The 21,162-nt window shown below is 70.3% G+C and carries 19 protein-coding genes; 7 read left to right on the top strand and 12 right to left on the bottom strand.

The annotated features are described in order from the left end of the window. Positions 1-44 precede the first annotated feature (44 nt). The 3 genes from ACXJKJ_RS05060 to ACXJKJ_RS05070 all read right to left on the bottom strand — a co-directional run bounded on the left by ACXJKJ_RS05060 (position 45) and on the right by ACXJKJ_RS05070 (position 3,190). Positions 45-1,523, bottom strand: coding sequence for a CYTH and CHAD domain-containing protein (locus ACXJKJ_RS05060; protein WP_457389324.1), 1,479 nt, complete (start codon positions 1,521-1,523; stop codon positions 45-47). A 13-nt stretch (positions 1,524-1,536) separates the two neighbouring features. Then, the gene (locus tag ACXJKJ_RS05065) at positions 1,537-2,199 is read right to left on the bottom strand and encodes a glutathione S-transferase (protein ID WP_056199851.1); all 663 of its coding nucleotides are present in this window, start codon (positions 2,197-2,199) and stop codon (positions 1,537-1,539) included. A gap of 94 nt (positions 2,200-2,293) precedes the next feature. Continuing rightward, on the bottom strand, positions 2,294-3,190 hold the full coding sequence (locus ACXJKJ_RS05070; protein ID WP_457320925.1) for a DMT family transporter: 897 nt from the start codon (positions 3,188-3,190) through the stop codon (positions 2,294-2,296). An 18-nt stretch (positions 3,191-3,208) separates the two neighbouring features. Here ACXJKJ_RS05070 and ACXJKJ_RS05075 point away from each other — a divergent pair, with 18 nt between their 5' ends. Continuing rightward, entirely contained in the window at positions 3,209-4,366 is a 1,158-nt protein-coding gene (locus tag ACXJKJ_RS05075) for an NAD(P)/FAD-dependent oxidoreductase (RefSeq protein WP_457389325.1), read from the top strand. 7 nt (positions 4,367-4,373) lie between these two features. Here ACXJKJ_RS05075 and ACXJKJ_RS05080 read toward each other — a convergent pair whose 3' ends face one another. From ACXJKJ_RS05080 to glnE, 3 genes are read right to left on the bottom strand one after another with little or no spacing between them, the layout of a single operon-like run. Continuing rightward, positions 4,374-5,015: a hypothetical protein gene (locus ACXJKJ_RS05080; protein ID WP_457320921.1), complete on the bottom strand. Its 642-nt coding sequence runs from the start codon at positions 5,013-5,015 to the stop codon at positions 4,374-4,376. 16 nt (positions 5,016-5,031) lie between these two features. Continuing rightward, a complete protein-coding gene (gene rrtA, locus ACXJKJ_RS05085) occupies positions 5,032-5,595 on the bottom strand; it encodes a rhombosortase (protein WP_457389326.1) in 564 nt (187 codons plus the stop codon). Beyond that, positions 5,574-8,294, bottom strand: a complete 2,721-nt coding sequence (gene glnE, locus ACXJKJ_RS05090; RefSeq protein WP_457389327.1) for a bifunctional [glutamate--ammonia ligase]-adenylyl-L-tyrosine phosphorylase/[glutamate--ammonia-ligase] adenylyltransferase — start codon at positions 8,292-8,294, stop codon at positions 5,574-5,576. Before glnE ends, rrtA begins: the two co-directional genes overlap by 22 nt. Before the next feature lie 55 nt (positions 8,295-8,349). Between glnE and ACXJKJ_RS05095 the strand changes: the two genes are divergently transcribed. Beyond that, positions 8,350-12,417, top strand: coding sequence for a YhdP family protein (locus ACXJKJ_RS05095; RefSeq protein ID WP_457389328.1), 4,068 nt, complete (start codon positions 8,350-8,352; stop codon positions 12,415-12,417). Here ACXJKJ_RS05095 and ACXJKJ_RS05100 read toward each other — a convergent pair. Genes ACXJKJ_RS05100 through ACXJKJ_RS05110 form a run of 3 tightly spaced genes read right to left on the bottom strand, consistent with a single transcriptional unit; the run spans position 12,414 to position 14,900 of the window. Next, positions 12,414-13,256: a substrate-binding periplasmic protein gene (locus ACXJKJ_RS05100; protein WP_457389329.1), complete on the bottom strand. Its 843-nt coding sequence runs from the start codon at positions 13,254-13,256 to the stop codon at positions 12,414-12,416. The genes ACXJKJ_RS05095 and ACXJKJ_RS05100 overlap by 4 nt on opposite strands. A gap of 35 nt (positions 13,257-13,291) precedes the next feature. Then, the gene (locus ACXJKJ_RS05105) at positions 13,292-13,897 is read right to left on the bottom strand and encodes an alpha-ketoglutarate-dependent dioxygenase AlkB (protein WP_457389330.1); all 606 of its coding nucleotides are present in this window, start codon (positions 13,895-13,897) and stop codon (positions 13,292-13,294) included. Positions 13,898-13,907: 10 nt separating this feature from the next. Continuing rightward, positions 13,908-14,900 (bottom strand): LysR family transcriptional regulator, encoded by a 993-nt coding sequence (locus ACXJKJ_RS05110; protein ID WP_457389331.1) that lies wholly within the window; start codon positions 14,898-14,900, stop codon positions 13,908-13,910. On the opposite strand from ACXJKJ_RS05110, the gene ACXJKJ_RS05115 reads away from it, so the two are divergent. The 5 genes from ACXJKJ_RS05115 (at position 14,899) to ACXJKJ_RS05135 (ending at position 19,476) form a co-directional block, all read left to right on the top strand. Then, positions 14,899-15,849 (top strand): quinone oxidoreductase family protein, encoded by a 951-nt coding sequence (locus ACXJKJ_RS05115; RefSeq protein WP_457389332.1) that lies wholly within the window; start codon positions 14,899-14,901, stop codon positions 15,847-15,849. The two genes, ACXJKJ_RS05110 and ACXJKJ_RS05115, sit on opposite strands and share 2 nt — an antisense overlap. Next, positions 15,846-16,286: a RidA family protein gene (locus tag ACXJKJ_RS05120; RefSeq protein WP_457389333.1), complete on the top strand. Its 441-nt coding sequence runs from the start codon at positions 15,846-15,848 to the stop codon at positions 16,284-16,286. The genes ACXJKJ_RS05115 and ACXJKJ_RS05120 overlap by 4 nt, the downstream gene beginning before the upstream one ends. Next, positions 16,283-17,362: an aminotransferase class V-fold PLP-dependent enzyme gene (locus ACXJKJ_RS05125; RefSeq protein WP_457389335.1), complete on the top strand. Its 1,080-nt coding sequence runs from the start codon at positions 16,283-16,285 to the stop codon at positions 17,360-17,362. Before ACXJKJ_RS05120 ends, ACXJKJ_RS05125 begins: the two co-directional genes overlap by 4 nt. Next, positions 17,359-18,153: a carbon-nitrogen hydrolase family protein gene (locus tag ACXJKJ_RS05130; protein ID WP_457389337.1), complete on the top strand. Its 795-nt coding sequence runs from the start codon at positions 17,359-17,361 to the stop codon at positions 18,151-18,153. Before ACXJKJ_RS05125 ends, ACXJKJ_RS05130 begins: the two co-directional genes overlap by 4 nt. Before the next feature lie 69 nt (positions 18,154-18,222). Next, positions 18,223-19,476 carry an MFS transporter gene (locus ACXJKJ_RS05135; protein ID WP_457389338.1) on the top strand — a complete coding sequence of 418 codons (1,254 nt, stop codon included), beginning with the start codon at positions 18,223-18,225 and terminating at the stop codon, positions 19,474-19,476. Here the strand turns inward: ACXJKJ_RS05135 and ACXJKJ_RS05140 are convergent. The 3 genes from ACXJKJ_RS05140 to ACXJKJ_RS05150 all read right to left on the bottom strand — a co-directional run bounded on the left by ACXJKJ_RS05140 (position 19,460) and on the right by ACXJKJ_RS05150 (position 21,095). Next, positions 19,460-20,014 carry a hypothetical protein gene (locus tag ACXJKJ_RS05140; protein WP_056199808.1) on the bottom strand — a complete coding sequence of 185 codons (555 nt, stop codon included), beginning with the start codon at positions 20,012-20,014 and terminating at the stop codon, positions 19,460-19,462. The two genes, ACXJKJ_RS05135 and ACXJKJ_RS05140, sit on opposite strands and share 17 nt — an antisense overlap. A 140-nt stretch (positions 20,015-20,154) precedes the next feature. Then, a complete protein-coding gene (locus ACXJKJ_RS05145; RefSeq protein ID WP_056199805.1) occupies positions 20,155-20,769 on the bottom strand; it encodes a hypothetical protein in 615 nt (204 codons plus the stop codon). Positions 20,770-20,777: 8 nt separating this feature from the next. Continuing rightward, on the bottom strand, positions 20,778-21,095 hold the full coding sequence (locus tag ACXJKJ_RS05150) for a GNAT family N-acetyltransferase (protein WP_457389339.1): 318 nt from the start codon (positions 21,093-21,095) through the stop codon (positions 20,778-20,780). Positions 21,096-21,162 lie beyond the last annotated feature (67 nt).

The following is a 21,162-nucleotide window of genomic DNA, read 5'->3' on the forward strand; positions in this document are numbered from 1 at the left end:
ACGGCGCGAGAGCGTGCTGACCGAGCGCTCCCGCGGCTGTGGCATCAGCGCGGCAGCGGCTCGACGGCGGCCAGATGGCCCAGCTCGTCGCGCGCCCGCTCGCGGGCCTCGGCCAGGCGCGCGGTCAGCCAGCCGACGGCGAACCAGGCGGCAGGGTCGGCAGTCACCAGGGCCTGGTAGCGATCCCGCGCGACAACGAGGTCGTTGATCTCACCCAGTGCCTGCTGGGCCGCGGCCAGGGCCTGCAGATGACGGGTGGCGCGTTTGTGCGGCAGCAGCGGAGCGAAGAACTCGAGCGCATAGCGCTGGCGCTTGGCGTGCTTGCGCAGCGCATGCAGGGCCGTGGGCTCGAGCTCCTCGAAGCGGCGGCAGCCGTCCACCAGCCTCTTGTGCCAGCGGCGCAGCCGCTTGCGCGCCAGGCGCTGCAGCGCATCCTGCGGCTCGGCGAGGGGCTGAAGGCCGGCGCGCCACGAGATCCAGGCCAGCAGCTGGTGCTGCGTCTCGTCGCTGCGGATCAGCGCGGCGAGGTCGGGCGGGGCGCTGTCGGCGGGAAGGGACAGCGGCGGCGCGCCGGCCTGCTTGAGTTCGGCGACGACGCCGCTGCCCAGCACATCGCTGTCGCGCGCCTTGCCGAGTTCCGCGAACAGCCGGCGCAGGCCATCCACCAACTCGGCCGGTGGCTCGGCCACCCAGCCACGGAAGGCCCGCAGCGCGCTGCGCAGCCGGCGGATGCCGACGCGGGCCTGGTGCACATGCTCGGCGCGCAGCTCGGGGGCGCCCTCGGTCAGGCCGATGGCATTGCGGTTGAGGTGGGCCAGGCATTCATCGAACACAGCGCCGAAGGCATCCAGCGCGCTGGATGCCTTGTCATAGCGAGGTGATTTGGCCTTGCGCAGCGGTGGATGGAGCGAACCGGCCACGAGGTGATGGCCGCGCTCGGCCTTGTTGCGCGGGTCGTAGACGAGGCCGAAGCGCCGCCGCCAGCGCTCGACCAGGCCCAGCATTGCCACCGGCGAGCCCGACACCAGTTCGAACTCGATCTCGCGAAACTTCTGCACTGCGGCGCCGGCCGTCAGCCGGCCCTCGTCCAGCGCGATGTCGACGACAGCGCCGCGTGTGCGCACGCGGCGCATCAGGCGGCGCTGCTGGATCTGGAAGCGTTCCAGGGCATCCTGGCCCTCGGCCTTGGCCTGTGCCAGCAACTCGATCAATTGCTGGCCAGGCGCCGTCGCGGCATGGGCTTGCGGGTCGGGGCTGGCGTCGGGGCTAGTGACCTCGTGCTCGAAGCGCTCCAGCGCACCACCGCGCGCGGCCTTCAGCCCTTGCACCCAGCGCCGGCCTTCACGGCGCATGCGCCAAGCCAGCCCGGCGCGAGCGAGGTGCCGGTCGGGCGTGTCGAAATAGGCGTCGATCAGCGAGACGCGCCGCGCCGCGCCGCGTGCGCCAAGCTCGGCCGCCAGCGCCGCGCGGGACGACGCCGGCACGAGGAACTTCAGTTCGATCTCGATGTGCGCGGCGGTCAAGGCAGGGGCGTGTTCAGGCTCGATTGGCCGCCAGTGAGCGGTCCTGGTCGGCCTTGCGGTCGGCCGCCACCTTGATGGCATGCGGGCGCTCGCCGATCAGCTTGGCATAGGGCTTCCAGTCCACACCGCCGGCCTGCAGCAGGTCTTCGCCATAGATGATCTTGGTCGCCATGCCCACCAATGGCAGGCTGACCCAGCCGGCGCAGTCGGCCAGCGTGAAGCTGTCACCGGCCAGATAGGGGCCGAACCTGGCCAGGCGCTTGAAGGCGGCGATGTTCTCGGGCAGCACGCGGGCCACGCGCTTCTTGGTGCCGTCGCTGACTTCGCCGCCGAAGAAGGCCTCGGCATACAGCTCGCGCGCGACCAGCTCCAGGTGCAGCTCGACGTAGGTGATGAGCTCGCGCACCTTGGCCGCCTCGTAGGGATGGGCGGGGATCAGCCGGGGCGTCTCGGGATAGGCCGCCTCCAGGTATTCCACGATGGCCTGGCTCTCGCACAGCGGGCCATGCGGCGTCTTGATGAAAGGCACCTTGCCCAGCGGCGAGCAGCTCAGCACGTCCTCGGCATGGGAATGCGTCTTGATGTATTCCTCGCTGAAGGGGATGTCCTTTTCCAGCAGGGCCAGCTTGACCTTGTTGTAGTAGTTCGAGAGCGGGATGCCGCAGAGGGTGATCATGGGGAGGTCTCCTGGTGAATGCCGCAGTCTATGCAGAGCGGCGCTGCGGCTCTAGCGCGGTGGCGACAGCGGGAAGGGCTTGCTCAGCACTTCCCTATCGATTCACCAGCACGATGCCCACCGCCAACGCCGCCAGGGCCGCGACGAGGCGGGCGCTGATGCCCTCGCCCAGCAGCAGGGCGCCCGCCAGCAGGCCGAACAGCGGCGTGCTCAAGGTGAAGACGGACAGCTTGGTGGCCGCGTAATGGCGGATCAGCCAGAACCAGACCAGATAGCTGGCAAAGGTGACGATGATGGCCTGGAAGCCGAACAGACCCAACAGGCGCGGTGACCAGTGCAGGGGCAGGGGTTCGCCGGCGACCAGAGCCGCGGCGCACAGCGCCAGGGCCGAAACACCGAGCTGGTAGAGCAGGGTCTTCTCGGCCGGCGCCGAACTCAGCTTGGTGGCACGGATGGCCAGCGTCGTGCCGCCCCACAGCACGGCGGCGGCCACGCCGAGGGCGTCGCCCCACCATTGCATCGGCGTGCCCGGCGCCGAGAAGCCTTCCGCGAACGCGAAAGCCATGGCGCCGAAGGCCAGCACCAGACCCAGCCACTGCCGCGCCGACAGCGCCTCACCGCGCGCGATCCACGGCATGCCCAGGGCGACGACGAAGGGCGCCAGATAGATGAAGACCACCATGCGCGAGGCGCTGGTGTATTGCAAGCCGACAAAGATGCAGCCGAACTCGGCCGCAAACAGCAGGCCGGCCAGCAGGCCGCCGCCCAAGCTGCCGTCACGCTCGAACAGGCGGATGCCGCGCGACATCGACCACAGCCACACCAGCAGGCCCGCCACAGCCGAGCGCAGCCCCGCCTGCCAGAGCGGCGAGATCTCGGTCAGTGCGGCCTTGGCGGCCACCTGGTTGATGCCCCACAGGAAGCAGCACAACAGCAGCAATGAAACGGCGCGGGGATCGAGATGGGTCTGGCGGCTGATCGGAGAGCTCATGGCCCCTATGCTGCCAGCATGTTCAAGGTGACCATCATTGGCGGGGGAATCATGGGCGCCGCCACGGCCTGCTTCCTGGCCCGCGACCATGGCGCGGCGGTGACCGTCGTCGAGCGCGATGCCTCCTATGCGCAGGCTTCCAGCTCGCTGTCGCTGAGTTCCATTCGCCAGCAGTTCTCGCAGCCCGTCAACATGGCCCTGTCCAGATGGAGCATCGACTTCCTGCGCCGCGCGGCGGACGAGCTGGCGACGGCGGACGACAGGCCCGCCATCGGCCTGGTCGAGCCGGGCTATCTCTATCTCGCGACCGAGGCAGGTGCCGCGACGCTGCGCGAGGTGCATGCGCTGCAGCGTGCCCAGAACGTGGATGTCGCGCTGCTGAGCCCGGCCGAGCTTGCTGCGCGCTTCCCCTGGCTGGCCGTCGACGACATCGCGCTCGGGTCGCTGGGCCTGAGCGGCGAGGGCTGGTTCGACGGACCGGCTCTGCATCGCGCCTTCCGGCGCAAGGCCAAGGCCTGCGGTGTGCGCTTTGTCGAAGCGGAGGCGGTGGGCTTCGACGCCACTGGCGACCACGTCACCGCGGTGCGCTGCTCAGACGGCTCGCGTGTGGGTGGCGAAGCCTTTGTCATCACGGCCGGCGCCTGGAGTGCGCCGCTGGGCGCGGCCCTCGGCTTCACGCTGCCGGTCAGCGCCAAGAAGCGCGATGTCTTCGTGCTGGAAACGCCGGCCACCTTGCCCGGCTGCCCCTTGGTCATCGACCCCAGCGGCTTCTGGTTCCGTACGGAGGGTTCATTGATCCTGGCCGGTGGCCCGCCGCGCGGGGACGACGCCGACGAAGCGCCGCTGYACGACATCGACCATGGCCTCTTCGATGAACTGTTGTGGCCGACGCTGGCCGCCCGCGTGCCGGCGCTCGAGGCGCTGCGCGTGCGCTCGGCCTGGGCCGGTTACTACGAGATGAACGCCTTCGACCACAACGGCCTGGCCGGTCGATTGCCGGGTTATGCGAATGCCTTCACGGCCTGCGGCTTCTCGGGCCACGGCATGCAGCAGTCGCCGGCGGTAGGCCATTCGATGGCCCGGCTGATCGCGGGCCTGGATGCGCCTTTGATCGATGCATTGACGCCGCAGCGGCTGCTGGACGGACGGCCTCTGATCGAGGCCAACGTCATCTAGCGCCGGTCTACCTGTTGCGCACGCGCTTCTTGGCGGGCGGCTGGGTCAGCACATAGCGCGTCGCCGTCAGCTTGTCCGACACCGCGCTGGTCTTGTTGTCCACATAGCCCCAGTTGCGCATGGCCAGGCGCACCTCGGTGTCCGACGGGCTGGCTTCCGGGCCCTTGGGGTGCACGACCCAGACCGTCTTGCAGATCATGTCGGCATGGAACTCCGCCATGCGCGGCAGTTCGGACGGGTTGCTCAGCACGGCCACCAGCATGCGCGCCTCGCGCAGATTGGTCGTGATGCCGCCGGCCAGGGCCTCGGCCAGGGCCGGGTCCAGCGTGCCGACCGTGGGGCCGATCAGCAGGGCGGGGTTGTCGGCGCTGACGCCGAGCTTGGCGGCCAGCGTGGGCGGCGGCGTCTGCAGCTTCTTCAACCACTTGCCGGCCTCCTTCTCGCCCAGCACCAGGGCGACGGCCTCTTCCCCGTTTTCGCCGGCTTCGAAGCGCAGTTCCTCGCCTTCGACGCGCAGGTTCTGCAGGGCGGCGATGTCCCATTTGCGCTTGATGGCGCCGCGCAGCACGACGGTGGTGGATTCGAGCAGGGCGGTGACCTCTTCGGTCTCGGCGCCGACGCGGGCGGTACAACTGGCTTCACGTCCCATGGGGCGTCCTCAGGTTTTATTTGTCAGATCGGCGCATTGTCAGCCGCCAGGCCAGCGCGCCGGCGACAGCGCCCGTCAGGTGAGCAAACGGCGCCACGGGAAAGTCGAATCCCGGCGTGTCGCGCAGCACGGGGCCGAGCGGGTGTTCAAGGAAGAGTTTGCTGACGAGACCGAGCGCAATGCCGGCGCCAACCCAGCGTTCGCGACCCCCGCGCGTGAGCAAAGCCATCGCCGCGATGGCTACCAGCGCATGCAGCTCGCCTGACAGGCCGGCGTAGTGCCGCAGCTCGGGGCGCAGCAGCAGGCCGAGTTGGGTCAGCGGCAGGGCGATCAGGGCGGCCAGGGCTTCGCTCGATCCCATCGTGGCACGCCAGCCGAGCAGGGCCAGGGCGGCACAGCCGGCGAGATTGGCGCCCAGGTGAATAGGCGTCCAGTGAACAAAGGCGGCTGTGACAGCGCGCCAGGGCTGTGCGGCGATCAGGGCTGGCTGCCAGTCCAGCGCCGCGCGCGGCAGCGGCCAGGCCAGCAGGGACAGCGCGGCCAGCGCCGCGCACAGCATCAGCCAAACACGGCTTGCCATAGCGCGCGCACGGCGTCCCGGTGCGCGGCCAGCGGCGCGGCGGCTTCGGCATCCAGCGCCGTCGACTGCTCATCCAGCCTCGCCTTGTGCTGCACGCGACGCAGCTCGCGGTAGGCGTTGGCCGCTGCGACACCCACGCCGGCCGGCAGCAGACCGGCTGACTCCGCAATGCGCAGAAGCGCGATGTTGCCAAGGTCATCCTGCAGCTGAGGGTGCGTCGCCGAATGCGCCAGCACCAGGAACTGCACGGCGAACTCGGCGTCCATCATGCCGCCCTCGCTGTGCTTGACGTCGAAGAGACCGTCTTTCACGGGCCGCGCCGCGCGCACCTTCTCGCGCATGGCCTGCACCTCGGTCTTCAGCGCCTGGGCGTCGCGCGGCGCCGTCAGCACCTGGCGGCGCACGCTCTCGCAGCGCTCGGCCAGCTCAGCATTGCCGGCGCAAAAACGCGCCCGGGTGATGGCCTGGTGTTCCCAGGTCCACGCCGTGTTGCTGCCCCGGCCGGTCTGGTAGGCCTCGAAGTGCGCCAGCGACGTGACCAGCAGCCCCGAATTGCCATTGGGCCGCAGGGCGGTGTCGATGTCGAACAACTCGCCGGCAGCGGTGCGCAGCGTCAGCCAGGTGATGAGGCGGCGCACGAAGGCACCGTAGATCTCGGCTGCGTTCTCGTCCTCGTCGTCGAAGACGAAGACGACGTCCAGGTCGCCGCCATAGCCCAGCTCCTTGCCACCCAGCTTGCCGTAGGCGATGACGGCCAGGCGCGGCTGCGGGCGATGCGCCTTGCCAAAACGCGCCCAGGCCCAGGTAATGGCGATCTGCAGCACCGCGTCGGCAAGCAGGCTGAGGTCGTCGGCCACCTGCTCGACCGTGATGCGGCCCTCGACGTCGCGCACCAGCGTGCGAAAGACTTCCGCATGGTGGGCGCGGCGCAGCGTGTCCAGCAGGGCCTCTTCGTCGGCCTCGCCGCTGCGCTCCCAGCCCTGCTCGCGCTCCAGCAGGTCGGTGATGAAGGCCTCGCGGTCGAAGCGGGCGGTCAGCAGCAGCGGGTCGGCGAGTTCGTCGATGACGCCGGGGTGCTGCATCAGGTAGCGCATGGGCCAGCGCGCCAGGCCCAGCAGGCGCAGCAGGCGTTGCTGCACGGCCGGGCGCTCGACGAGCAGGGCCAGGTAACTCTCGCGGCGCAGCAGCGGGCCGACCCAGTCGACAAAGCGCAGCGCCGCGTCCAGCGAGCATTCGTCGGCCGCCACGGCTTGCGCTGCGCGGTGGAAGAGCTTGGCCAGGCGCTGGCGCGATTCCTCGCGCAGGCCCTGCACGCGTGGCGTGTCGGCCAGGGCGCGCACGGCCGTGGCCAGCTCCGGCGGCAGGCCGGCCAGGAAGTCCTCGCCATCGACGGCGGGCTTGGGCCCGCCGCACTGGCCGCCCTTGCAGCCGCCCTTGGGCTTGCCGCCTTCGTGCAGCAGCGCGTCGAACTCGGTCGCCACCAGCTCGCGCACCTCGCCGAGCATTTCAAACAGCTCGCAGGCCTCGCGCGAACATTTCAATCCGAGCGACGCGGCAATCCATGCCAGGTCGGCGTCGCCCTGCGGCAGGCAATGGGTCTGCTGGTCGTCCAGGAACTGAATGCGGTGCTCGACGCGGCGCAGGAAGACATAGGCCTCGCTGAGTTTGTGCGCCGTCTCGGCCTTCATCAGCCCGCCGGCCGCCAGCTGGGCCAGCGCCTTGACGGTGGAGCGGGTGCGGATCTCCGGGAACTGGCCGCCGCGCACCACCTGCAGCAGCTGCACGATGAACTCGATCTCGCGGATGCCGCCGCGCGACAGCTTGACGTCGTTGGCGCGCTCGGGCCGGCCGGCCGCGCGGGCCTTGGCCTCGCTGCGGATCTTGCCGTGCAGCTGGCGCAGGCCTTCGAAGACGCCGTAGTCCAGGTAGCGGCGGTAGACAAAGGGCGTGACGAGGTTGCGCAACTGCAGGGTGCGGGCGTCGCCCGGCGCGCCCATGCCCGACAGCGGCGCGACAACGCGGCTCTTCAGCCAGGCAAAGCGCTCCCACTCGCGGCCTTGCACGAGGAAATACTCCTCCAGCATGCCCAGGCTGACGACCGGCGGGCCGCTCTTGCCGTTGGGGCGCAGCGCCAGGTCGACGCGAAAGACCTGGCCGTCGTCGGTCACGTCGCCGATCAGCGCGTAGAGCTTCTTGGCCACGCTGGAGAAGTATTCGTGGGCACTGACCGGCCTTGAACCTTGCGTCTGGCCGTCGTCTTCGTAAACGTAGATGAGGTCGATGTCGGACGAGACATTCAGCTCGCGGGCGCCGAGCTTGCCCATGCCCAGCACCCAGAAGGCGATGTCGCCGCCCTCCGCGGTGCGCGGCTCGCCGTGGATGGCATCCAGCTCGGTGCGCGCGTCGGCCAGCGCCTTGTCCAGCGTCACCTCGGCCAGGTGCGTCATGGCCAGCGTGACATCCTCCACGGTGGCGCCCTGTTCGATGTCCAGCACCGCCAGGCGCTCCAGCACCAGGTGGCGAGCGACGCGCAGGGCGCTGGCCAGCGGGCGGTTCGTGCCCAATGTCTCGATCAGTGCGGCGATGACGGCCCGGTCGGGCAGGCCCGGTTGCAGCAGCGCCAGCTCGGCCGCATAGCGGCGGCGAACCCGCTGCACATAGCGGCTGTGCTCAGCAAAAACGGGAAACAGTGCGCTCATGACCCTGTGCTAGATTGCCTGCCGGCCGGTTCTTCTCCACGTGCCCCAAGACAACGTGTCTGACTTCCTCTCGGCCGCCCTCCACCGCTGCACCCGCGCCTCGCGCTGGCCCTTGCGCCTGTGCTGGCACAGCCTGCGCTGGGCGTTGCTGGTGCTGGCCCTGTTGTGGGCTTTGGGAGTGATGGCCTGGGCGGTATTGCACTGGGCCATTCTCCCGCACGCCAATGACTGGCGCCCCTGGCTGGAAAAGGAAGCCTCAAAGGCTTTGGGGGTAGAGCTGCGCATCGGCCGCATCAGCGTCGAATCCAGTGGCTGGCTGCCGCGCATGGAATTGGGTGATGTGCAGGTGCTGGACGCTGCCGGCCGGCCGGCCCTGCGCTTGCCGCGCGTCGCGGCCGTGCTGTCGGCCCAGTCCCTGCTCGCGCTGGAGCCGCGCTTCTCGCAACTGCTGGTCGACGCCCCCGAGCTCATCATCCGCCGCGACGCCCAAGGCCGCATCTTCATCGCCGGGCTGGGCCTGGACGAGGCCGAGAAGACCGACGCCGGCACCACCGAAGCCGGCATGGACTGGCTGTTCAGCCAGCCCGAGCTGGCCATCGTCAACGGCCGGGTGCGCTGGGTGGACGAGAAGCGCGCCGACACCCGGCCGCTGGAGCTGTCGGCGCTGAACTTCGTCATGCGCAACGGCCTGCGCCGCCACGACCTGCGCCTGGACGCCACGCCGCCCGCCGACTGGGGTCGGCGCTTCACGCTGCGTGGCCAGTTCACTCAGAGCCTGCTGAAGCGCCCGGGCGAATTCCAGCATTGGAGCGGCCAGCTCTATGCCGAGCTGCCGCGCGCCGACCTGAGCCAGTTGAAGCGCCATGTCGACCTGCCCTTCCAGCTCAGCGAGGGCGACGGTGCCGTGCGCGCCTGGGGCCAGATCAAGGACGGCCAGCCGGTGGCGGCGACGCTGGACCTGGCGCTGCGCTCGGTGCGCCTGAGGCTGCTGGAATCGGCGCCCGAGCTGGACCTGGACCACATCGAGGGCCGGCTGGACCTGGCCCGCGCCAAGGGCGCGTTGAGCGTCCAGGCCCGTCAGCTCGGCTTTGTCAGCCGGGACAACGACGGCAGCGTCGTGGTCTGGCCGCGTTCGGACTGGGGCGTGGCCCTGCAGCTCGGCAAGGCCGACGAGGTGCTGGGTGGCGAGGTCAACGCCCAGCGCCTGGACTTCGCGCTGATGGCCCAGATCGCCCAGCGCCTGCCTCTTGGCGAGCGCGCACACCAACTGCTCGACGAGCTGGAGCCGCGCGGCGTGCTGACGGCCCTCAGCGGCCAATGGCAGGGCGCACTGGACGCGCCGCGCAGCTACCGTGTCAAGGCGCAGATCGACGGCCTGGCCGTGGCCGCCAAGGCCGGCGCGCAGGAGGACCACCTCGGCCGCCCCGGGCTGCACGGCGCCAGCCTGGAACTCGACGCCAACGAACGTGGCGGCATCGCCAAGCTGGCCGTGCACCAGGGCGAGGTCGAGTTGCCGGGCCTGTTCGAGGACCCGCACCTGCCGATCACGCGTCTGTCCACACAGCTGACCTGGAAGCTGCCCCAGCCCGACAGCCAAGCCAAGGGCAAGACGCCCGGCGAGGTCGAGCTGAAGCTGCACGAGCTGCAACTGCAGACGCCCGATCTGAGCGGCGAGTTCGATGTCACCTGGCGGCGCGCGGCCGGTGCCACCACGCCGGGCTTCCTGGACCTCAGCGGCCGCGTGCAGCGCGTGGAGGCCACGCGCGTGGCCCGCTACATCCCGCAGCGCCTGCCAGCCACGCGCAGCTATGTGTCGCGTGCCATCCTCGGCGGCGAGGCGCGCAACGTCAGCGTGCGGCTCAAGGGCGAACTGAGCGACTTCCCTTTCGCGGCCCCCAGATCCCCCGGCATCTTCCGTGTGGCCACCCAGGCCCAGAAYGTCACGCTGGCCTATGTGCCGCCGAGCGACAACGGCGGCAACTGGCCGGCCATGGAGGGCGTGGATGCCGAGCTGATCTTCGAGCGCGCCGGCATGGAGATCGAGGATGGCCATGCCAAGGTGCTGGGCTATGAACTCAGTGGTGTCAACGGTGGTATCAAGGACCTGCACCATGCCCGCGTGCTGCAGCTGGACGGCAACGGCCGCGGCACCGGCACCGACCTGCTGCGCTTCGTGCGCGCTTCGCCGCTGGACGAGTGGCTGGGCCATGCGCTGAGCACCACGACAGCCCAGGGCCCGGTCGGGCTCAAGCTTGGCATCACCATCCCGCTGGACGACACCCACCAGACGGCGGTCAAAGGCCAGCTCCAGCTCGGTGGCGTCGACCTCAAGCTGCGCCCCGAACTGCCGGCGCTCAGCGGCGCACGTGGCCGGGTCGACTTCGACCGCAAGGGCCTGCAGCTGACCGGCATGACGGCCCGCCTGCTCGGCGGCGACGCTGGCATCGAGGGCGGTACCCAGCGCGACGGCGGCATGCGCTTCGCCGTGCAGGGCCAGGCCACGGCCGAGGGCCTGCGCCGCGCCACGGAGCTGGGCGCCGTCACCCGCCTGGCGCAGGCGGCCAGCGGCCAGGCCGCCTACCGCTTCCAGCTCGCCATCCCGAAGGATGGCCAGAGCGAGCTCAGCGTCACCAGCAATCTGCAGGGCCTGGCCCTGGACCTGCCCGCGCCCGGCCACAAGGAGGCCGATGCGGTGCTGCCGCTGCGCCTGTTGATGACGCCTACCGCCGCCGGCCGCGACGAGCTGCGCCTCGAAGTCGGCACCCCCGCAGCGCCGCTGTTGCAGGCCCAGCTGCAGCGCGATATCTCCGGCCCCAGCTCCCAGGTGCTGCGTGGCGCCCTGGCCGTGYAGGACAAGTTGCCGGCCTTGCCGGCCACCGGCGTGCTGCTGCAGGTCAATGTCGCGGCCCTGGACCTGGACGCCTGGCAGCAGCGCCTGGGCGGGTTGGCGGGTGGTGGCAGCGGTGGCAGCGGCGGCGAGGGTGCTGACGACGCGGGCCTGCTGCCCAGCCAGATCTCGCTGCGCAGCCAGTCGCTGAAGGTCGGTGGCCGCCAGCTTGGCCGCGCGTCCGCGGTGGTGGCGCGCGAGGGCGCCAATTGGCGCGTCAACATCGACGCCGAGCAGCTCTCCGGCCGCATCGACCTGAAGGGCGTCAAGGGCGGCCAGATCGACGCCGTGCAGGCACGGCTGACCCGGCTGTCGCTGCCGCGCCAGGAAGCCGAGTCGGTCAGCGAGCTCATCGATCCGGGCAAGACCGACGCGGGAAGCGGCCCGCTGCCGTCGCTGGACATCGCGGTCGACGACTTCGAGCTGCGCGGCAAGCGTCTGGGCCGGCTGGAGGTGCTGGCCCACGCGCCGGCCGCCGCGCGTGACTGGAAGCTGGAGAAGCTGCAGATCCACTCTCCCGAGGCGACGCTGATGGCCACCGGCCACTGGGGTGGCGACGGCAACGCCCGGCGCCGCACCCAGCTCGACTGGAAGCTCGACATCGCCGACGCCGGCAAGCTGCTGGAGCGCCTCGGCCAAGGCCAGAAGGACGCCCCCGTGCTGCGCGGCGGCAAGGGCGTGCTGGCCGGCCAGGTCGGCTGGGACGGCTCGCCGCTGGCGCCGCACTACGCCAGCATGGCGGGCGCCTTGAACATCCAGCTCGACACGGGCACTTTCCTGAAGGCCGAGCCCGGCGTCGGGCGGCTGCTGGGCGTGCTGAGCCTGCAATCATTGCCGCGCCGCTTCCTGCTGGACTTCCGCGACGTCTTTGCCGAGGGCTTCACATTCGACGGCGTGACCGGCGACGTCAAGATCACCGCCGGTGTGGCCCGCAGCGACAACATCCGCATCCGCGGCCTGCAGGCGGCCGTGCTGGTGGACGGCAGCACCGACCTGGCGGCCGAGACGCAGAAGCTGCGCGTCGTCGTCGTGCCCGAGGTGTCGGCCGGCGGTGCATCGCTGGCTTATGCGGCCATCAACCCGGCCATCGCGCTCGGCGCCTTCCTGGCCCAGCTCATCCTGAGCCGCCCGGTGGCAGCGGCCAACACGCGCGAGTTCCACATCACCGGGACCTGGGATGACCCCAAGGTGGAGAAGGTGGAGGCGCTGCCGGCCAAGGCGGCGAGCGCGCCCTAATCCAGCGCCTTCAGCTGCAGCCGCAGTCCCGTGTAGCCGCGCAGCTGCATCAGCGCGGTCTTCAGCCCGGGTTCGGCCATGAAGAGGGTGTCGAAGCTGCCATCGGCCGCCGCCAGGCTCAACCCGCGCATCAGCCGCTCGGCCAGCTGCGGCTTGTCGCGCGCCACGAAGAAGTAGAGCGGCTGCTTGTATTGCAGCGCCACACCCGGCAGTTCGGCGAAGCCCTGATCGGCGAATTGCAGCAGCTCGGCGTCGATTTCTTCGCGGGTGCGCGGGATGAAGTCGAAGCGGCCGGCCTTGAGCATGCGGAACAGCAGCTCGGATTTGGTCGCCGTCTCGACGGTGAAGCCATTGGCCCGCAGGATCTGCGCGTCGCTCCAGTAGGTGCCCGCGCCGGCTCGCAGCTTGCGCACCGCCTCCAGGGTGCGCACCGATCGCAGGGTGGAGAGGTCGGCGGCCCGCACGAGCAGGAAGCGCAGCTCGTTGATGCCCTTGAGCAGGTTGAAGCGCACCGGCAGCGCCTGCGCCTCGCGCTCGGGTGTCGTTGTGCTCCACATCAGGTCCAGCAGGCCGTCCTGCAGCATTTGGCGCATGCGCGGCCGTGGCAGGTCAGGTGCCGCGTGAACCAGGACGGGCGCCGGCTCGCCGTCGCCCGTCTTGCTCAGGGCCAGCTTCAACGCCTCGATGAAGAAGTCGCCGTGAGCGCTGTAGGCATTGGGGTCGGGCAGTCGCAGCGTCAGTGGCGTGCCGGCACCATGGGCTGGCGACAGCGCGGCGGGTAGCGCGGCGGCGAGAGGAAGCGCCAGCAGTTGGCGCCGCAGGCGGGAGGGAAGCTGCATGTCCGCTCGATTCTCATGCCGCAGCCCCTGGGGCGTCATGCCGGCGGGCGTGACTTCTGCCGCGCAGTCCTGAACGTGATCGACCAGCGCAGGGCGTCCACCGGCGCCACGCTGTGCTGCCAGCCCCAGCGTGCCGCGCCTTGCAGCGCGTAGAGGGAGCGCGGGTCGACGTTCAGCTTGATGATGTCCTCGCGCTTCGGGTTGTGTGGCGGATAGGGCCTGAAACGCAGCAGCGCCTCACTGCCCAGCGACACGCCAAAGACGTCCTCGAAATCCGGCACGTCGCGATGCCAGCCCAGTGGCGCGCCGGGCGCGTACTCGGCCACGAGGACATGCACGAGGGCTTGTGCGTCGACACCAGCCCAGCGGGCGACCCGCTCGCGCAGCGGGTGCAGCTCGGCGATGAGGGGTGACGACGGCCGCAGTTCGTTGCTGTCGTAATCGAACTGGCCGCCGAAACTGACGACGCGGCGGCGTGCGGTATAGCTCTTGTACTTCGCTTCCTGCAGCGGCAGCGCCTGCACGATGGCGATGAGGGTCGCTTCTTCGCTGGCGGACAGAAAGCCTGCGTCGTAGCGCAAGCCGGCGGGCAGCGCGCCCGGCGACGGCGCAAGATCGTCGAACAGTCCGGCCTGGCTCATCGAGGTCAGTTCAGGCCGGTGTGTAGGCTTTCAAGTCTGCGGCGGTGAGGGCGGCCTCCTGGCGCACCCAAGCCGCGAAGCGCTTCACGACGGGCAGGGCTGCGGCGTCCTCGCGGATGACCAGCAGGTTGGCGCGTGGCGACGGCAGCAGCAGCGCGTGCGCCTGCGCCAGCGTGCCCACGCGCAGCCGCGGCAGCGCCAGCGACAGACGCGTGACCGCCACACCCAGGCCGGCCTCGGCCGCGTCCAGCGTAACGCCGGCATCGTTGAAGGCCGGCCCTTCGGGTTGTGCGGAGACACCGGCCGCGGCTTGCCACAGCGGCGCGTCGCCGGTCACATGGCTGAGCATCTGCGCTGCAGGCCAGCGCATGGCATCCGGCCCGAGCGCGTGGGCCACCGCCGGCGCGGCGACCGCCAGCAGGCTGTCCTCGAACAGCAGCTCGCCGCCGTCCTCGGGCCGGCCATGGCGCAGCGCCACCAGGGCCACACGTGGCGCCGGGCGCACCAGCGCGTAGTCGGTCTGCACGATGAGGCGCACCGTCGGCGCGGCCGCGATGAAGCCGTGCAACCGCGGCAGCAGCCAGGCACGCGCCAGCGAGCCGAGCGTGGCGATCTGCAGCGTCGTGCGTGCCTCGTCTGGCTCGGGGTAGACCGCCTCGTGCAGGGCCGCGAGCGGCCCGCCCAGGCGCGCCAGCAGCTCGCGGCCCTCGGCCGTCAGCCGCATCTGGTTGCCCACGCGCTCGAACAGGGTCTGGCCGCACCAGTCTTCCAGCTGGCGCACCTGGCGGCTGATGGCGCCGGGCGTCAGATGCAGCTCGGCGGCGGCGCGGCTGAAATTGCCCAGGCGGGCGGCGGCCTCGAAGGCTTGCAGGGAAAAGAGGGGTGGCAGGCGTTCGCGCATGGTCTTGAGAAATCGGCACAGCCGGTGTGCGAAAGCCTCGCTGGTGTGGCGGGCGGGTGGGGCCGACAGTGGCGCGACGTTAACGCTGGAGATCAAAGCCATGCCCGCACAAGCCATTCTTGTCCACCGGTTCGGTGGCTCCGAGGTGCTGGAATTGCAGCAGCTGCCGATGCCGGAGGCCATGCCCGGCCAGGCGGTCGTGCGCATCGACTACGCCGGCATCAACTTTGTCGACCTCTATCAGCGTGAGGGCCGTTATCCCGGTATCAGCCTGCCCTGGCGCCTCGGCCTGGAGGGGGCGGGCGAGATCGTCGACGTCACGCCAGCCGCCGAGTTCCAGGTCGGTGATCGCGTCGCCTTCACGACCGGCGTGCAAGGTGCCTATGCCAGCCATCTCGCCGTGCCGCTGGAGCATCTGGTGCGCGTGCCCGATGCGCTGTCGTTGCGTGACGCCGCTGCGGCGCTGGAGCATGGCCTGACGGCGGCGATGCTGCTCGACGACGTCGCGCGGCTGCCGGCGCGCGAGCCCGTCCTCGTGCATGCCGCGGCCGGCGGTGTGGGCGGCTGGCTGGTGCAGTGGCTGATTGCACGCGGCCATCCGGTCTTCGGCACGGTGTCCAACGCTGCCAAGGCCGACTGGCTGCGTGGCCTGGGCGCCGTGCCCCTGCTCGCGGACGGCGACTGGTTGTCGGCGGCGCGCGGCGTGGCGGTCGCCTTCGACTCGGTAGGCCGCTCCACCTTCGCCGGCAGCCTGGACGCGCTGCGTATCGGTGGCCATCTCGTGCTTTTCGGCGCGGCCAGCGGCCAGCCCGAGCCGGTCGACGTGCTGGCGCTGCAGAAGAAGAGCCTGACGCTGACGCGGCCCGTGCTGCCCCACTTCCTGCCCGATGCGGCCAAGCGCCGCGCACGGGCGGCGACGGTGTTCGATGCGTTGCTGAGTGGTGCCGTGCAGCTGCGCATCCACGCCGAATTCCCGCTGGCCGACGCGGCCAGCGCCCATGAACTGCTCGCGTCGCGTGCGACGCAGGGCAAGCTCCTCCTCAAGCCATGACCAACCTGAAAGATCGCCTGGCCAGCCTCGGCCGCAGCCTGCCTGAACTCGGCGAACCTGCTGCGAACTATCTGCACTACCGCGAAGGCAAAGGCCTGCTCGTCATCGCCGGCCAGATCGGCACGCCTGGGCGCGGTGCGCTGGACGCCCCAGCCGGCCGCGCCGAGGCCGAAGTGGCCGCGTTGAAGTTGCTGGCCGTGCTGGACGCGGCTGTCGGTGGCGACCTGGGCCGCGTGCGCCAAGTGTTGCGCCTGGGGGTGTTTGTCGCTTCGTCGCCTGGCTTCACCGAGCACAGCACCGTGGCCGACGGCGCGTCCGATCTCGTCGTCGCGGCCCTGGGCGAGCGGGGCCGGCATGCGCGCGCGGCCATCGGCGTGGCCAGCCTGCCGGCGGGCGCGGCGGTGGAGGTCGAGGCGCTGGTGGAGCTGGTGTCGTGACCGGGCACCTGCTGCTCAACCATGCCGGTGCCTCGCCGATGTCGGCGGCAGCACTGGCGGCCCTGCAGGCACATCTGGCGCTGGAATCTCGCCTCGGGCCGATGGAGGCCGGGGACGCGGTCGCGCCCCAACTGCAGCGCCTGCGCGAAGACGCCGCACGGCTGTTGAACGCTGGCACGGACGAGGTGGCCTTTCTCAGCAGCGGTTCGGCCGCCTTTGGCGCGGCCTGGTCGGCCTTCACGCACAAGACGTCGCTGCGCCCCGGCGACCGCATCCTGGTCGGCCGCCAGGAATGGGGCGGCAATCTGGCGACCTACCAGCGCAGCGGTGCCAGCGTCGAGGTGCTGCCCTGCCGTGAAGACGGCAGCGTCGACGTCGAGGCCAGCGCGGCGCTGATTGACGAGCGCGTGCGCTGGATCTCGTTGACCTGGCTGCCCGCCAATGGCGGCCTCATCAACGACGCTGCCGCCCTGGGCCAGGTGGCGCGCGCGGCCGGCGTGCCGTATTTCATCGATGCCGGCCAGGCCGTGGGGCAGTTGCCGGTGGATGTGCAGGCCCTTGGCTGCGATGTGCTGAAGAGCGCCGGCCGCAAGCATCTGCGCGGCCCGCGTGGCACGGCGCTGCTGTATGTGCGCAAGGGTTTCCTGGATCAATTGGAGCCGCCCTGGGTGGACGTCTCGGGTGGGCACTTCGACACGGCGGAGCAGCCGGTGGCGCTGCGCCTGGCCCTGCAGGTGGCCATTGCCGAGGCGCTGGAGAGCGGCATCGACGTCATCGCTGCGCATGTGCAAAGCCTGGCGGCTCTGCTGCGCGAGCGTCTGGGCGGGCTGCCGCATGTGCGCGTGCACGACCTCGGCACGGGGCCGCAATCGGGCCTGGTCAGCTTCACGGTCAAAGGTGAAACGGCCCCGGCAACCCGTGCACGGTTGGCGCAGCAGGGCATCCATGTGGGCGCCAATGGAGTGCCCTACACGCCGCTGGACATGCGGGCTCGAGGTCTCGACGGCATCGTGCGCGCATCGTTTTCCAGGCTTAACAACGAAGCGGACGTTGAGCGGCTAGCATCAACTGTATGAAGATCGCAGCCCTCCAAATGGTCTCCGGCCCCGACGTGGCCGCCAACCTCGGCGCGGCGCGGCGCCTGCTGGAGGATGCCGCCCGCCGCGGCGCCCAGCTCGCAGCCTTGCCGGAGTACTTCTGCCTGATGGGCATGCACGACAGCGACAAGCTGGCACTGGCCGAAGTCGATGGCGAAGGCCCCATCCAGGCCATGCTGGCGAGCGCCGCACGCGACCTGGGCTTGTGGCTCATCGGCGGCACGCTGCCGATCAGGTCGACAACGCCTGAGCGCGTGCGCAACTCGACACTGGTGTTCTCGCCCGACGGCGAGCGCGTCGCGCGCTACGACAAGATCCACCTCTTCGCCTTCGACAACGGCCGCGAGAGCTATGACGAGGGCCGCGTGCTGGAGCCTGGCAACCAGCCCACCAGCTTCGACACCGGCAGCATCAAGGTCGGCCTGTCGGTCTGCTATGACCTGCGTTTCCCTGAGCTCTACCGCGCCTATGCCGGTTGTGACCTGCTCGCCGTGCCGGCCGCCTTCACCTACACGACCGGCCAGGCGCACTGGGAGCTGCTGCTGCGCGCCCGCGCCGTCGAGAACCAGTGCTACGTCGTCGCCCCCGCCCAGGGCGGCCAGCATGCCAACGGTCGCCGCACCTGGGGCCACAGCATGGTCATCGACCCCTGGGGCCAGGTGCTCAGCGTGCTGGCCGAAGGCGAGGGCGTCGTCGTCGCCGACGTGGACCCGGCGCGTCTGACTCAGGTGCGCCAGCAGCTGCCGGCCCTGGCCCACCGCAAGCTCTGAGCAGGCGCGTCGAGAATCGGCGCACTCCGCCGCTCCGGGCCTGCGAGCGGCGTCTGCAAAGGATTCCCCATGACTGACAAGATGGCCAGCCGCTCCACGGCCTGGCTGGTGGGTGCGCTGGTGGCGCTGGCGCTGTTCGGCAACTACTACGTCTACGACTCCATCGGCCCGGTGGCCGACCTGCTGCAGCAGCAGCGCGCCTTCAGCGACAGCCAGATCGGCCTGCTGAACGCGATCTACAGCCTGCCCAATATCGTGCTCATCCTTGTCGGCGGGGTGCTGGTGGACCGCTTCGGCGCCGCGCGCATGACGCTGTGGACGGCGGCCATCTGCCTGGCTGGCGCGGCCTTGACCGCCTTCAGCCCCAATTTCGCCGGCATGGCGACCGGCCGGCTGCTGTTCGGCATCGGCGCCGAGACCTTCGGCATCGCCACGCTGGCGGCCATCGCGCAGTATTTCGCCGGCGGCACCGTCGCCTTCGCGATGGGGCTGGCGCTGGCGATCGGGCGCCTGGGCTCCTTTGGCGCCGACATGTCGCCGACCTGGTTCGCCAGCGCCTACGCCCAGGGCTGGCAGCCGCCGCTGGTCATCGCCGCCACCCTCGCTGCGACGTCGTTCGTGGCGTCGCTGGCCTACTGGTGGGTGGACCGTGGCGCTCAGCGTGGGGTGTCAGCCGCACCGGCGGCCGAACGCTTCGTGCTGCGCGACCTGCTGCACTTCGGCAAGGCCTATTGGTATCTGCTGGCGCTGTGCGTGCTGTGGTACTCGGTCATCCTGGCCTTTCGCAGCACCTTCTCGATCAAGTATTTCCAGCACACGCATGGTCTGGACCTGGCCACGGCAGGCGAAATGAACAGCTATGTCTTCCTGGCCGCGGTGTTCGCCACGCCGGCCTTCGGCTGGCTGTGCGACCGGCTTGGCCGCTATGCGCCTTTCCTGGCCCTGGGGGCGCTGCTGTTGCCGCTGGCGCTGGCCGTCATGGCACTGACGGACTGGTCCCTGTGGGTGTCGACGGCGCTGATCGGCATCAGCTTCTCGCTGGTGCCGGCCGTCATGTGGCCGCTGACCAGTCGCCTCGTTGCCCCGGCGCGCTTCGGCACGGCCATCGGCCTCATGTGGGTGGCGCAGAACGCGGGTGTCAGCGGTGCCAACCTGATGGCCGGCTGGTTGAACGACCAGGCCGGTGCCGGCGCGGCCAACCCGGCGGGCTACGGGCCGATGATGGCCTTCTTCGGCACCGCGAGCGCGCTGGGCTTACTGTGCGCGCTGGCGCTGTGGCTGACGGCCGGTCGGCGCCGGCACGAGGTCACGGCCGCAGCGTGACCAGGTCGCGCAGCAGCAGGTCGATGTTGGCCCGCAGCGCGCGCTCGTTGGCGATGCGCAGCCGCTCGTTGGGCGACACGATGGCCTCGCTGAAGCGGGCCTCGTCGGTGTTGGCGACGCGCCGCTGGTAGACCGGCTTGCCACTGGCCTTGTCGACCAGGGTGTAGCTCACCGCCACGCCGACGGTCACGCCGACGGCGGGCACCAGGGGCTGGTCCAGCTGCAGCAGCTCGGCCTGCAACTCGAAGCGCGGCGCCGGCTCGGGCGACAGCGGCTTCATGCCGACGGCATGCAGAGACTCTTCCAGCGCCTGCTGCAGTGCCAGGGCACTGACCTTGGAGCCCCACCAGCGGCCGGTCTCCTGGCCGCCCTTGACGGCAGCGACGCCGACCTGGGCCTTGAGCGCATCCGGCACCCAGCCACGGATCTGCAGCGCCTCGGCCGGGCTGATCGCCATGGGCAGGGGCTGGCTGGGCGTGCCGCAGCCGGCCAGCAACAGGGCCAGCAGGGCGGCGGGAAGCAGGGCAGGGCGCGACATGGGTGTCCCATGCTAGGCCCAGGCGCGGCTGGGCAGGGCAACAAAAGCGGCCGCTCTGCCCGGCTTTTCAGGCCTCGGAAAACAGCCGGTGCGTCATGACCGTGCCGCTGGCGGGAGCTTTCACCCGCGGCATGACGGGGTCACTTCACGTCAAGCGTATAGGTCACGGCCTGCGACATGCTGGGCAGGATGGCGCCGAAGTTCAGCGTGTAGCGGCCGCGCTTGAGCGGCCCGAGGGCCACGTAGTAGCCATTGCCGGCAGCCGGCGCGTCGTCGTCAGGCGCGACGAGGAAGCAGCCCTTGGTGGCCTGGCGGTGCGCTTCCAGCCCCGCGAAGCGTTTGCCGTTGAGATCCAGCACCAGGGCCGCGGGCGCCTCGGTCAGGGACTCGGCGCGCAGCATCAGCGAGGCACAGGCCTCGCGCTCATCGTCGGGCGGGAAGGCGATGAAGTTGATCAGCGGGAAGAACAGCGTCTTGCCCACCGGGATGCTGCAGCGGCGCACCGTGCGCTTTGTGCCATAGGTGCCGGCCAGGAACCAGACCGGCCCGGACTGGCCGCTGGCGCACAGGCTGCCGTCGGTGTCCGCCACGGGGCTGTCCTCTTCGTCGAAGGACAAGGCCCAGTGCCACCAGCGCTTGGACCATTCCTCCTGCGTGGCGCCAGCGATAGCCTTGCCCGGCGGGATGAGCTGGGCCTGGGCCTGGGTCGGCACGGTCGTGGCCAGCAGCAGGGTCAGAAGGAGAGCGTGTCGCATCGATGCTTTCAGGATTTGCGCTTGCGTTCCATGGCCACCTGGGAGACCTGAAAGCCCAGCTTTTCGTAGAAGGTGGCCACGCCGTCGCGGCCGGCGCGCAGCACCCAGGTCATCTCGTCGTTGTCGCCGACGGCCGCCTTGACGAGGGCGCTGCCGACGCCGCGGCCGCGGTGGGAGTCCGCCACGACGACCATGGAGATATAGCCGTTGAAGAGGCCGTCGGTGATGGCGCGCAGGAAGCCGATGACCTCACCGTCGTCGTCCACGGCAGCCAGGGCCACCTGGGAGCGCCGGACCAGTTCCGCAAAGACGTCGGCATCGGCCACGCGCGGTCCCCAGTGGTTGGCGATCAGCAGCTCGCGCGCGGCTTCGACCTCGGCAGGCTGGATGGGT

The sequence above is a fragment of the Roseateles sp. P5_E1 genome (genome assembly GCF_054049335.1).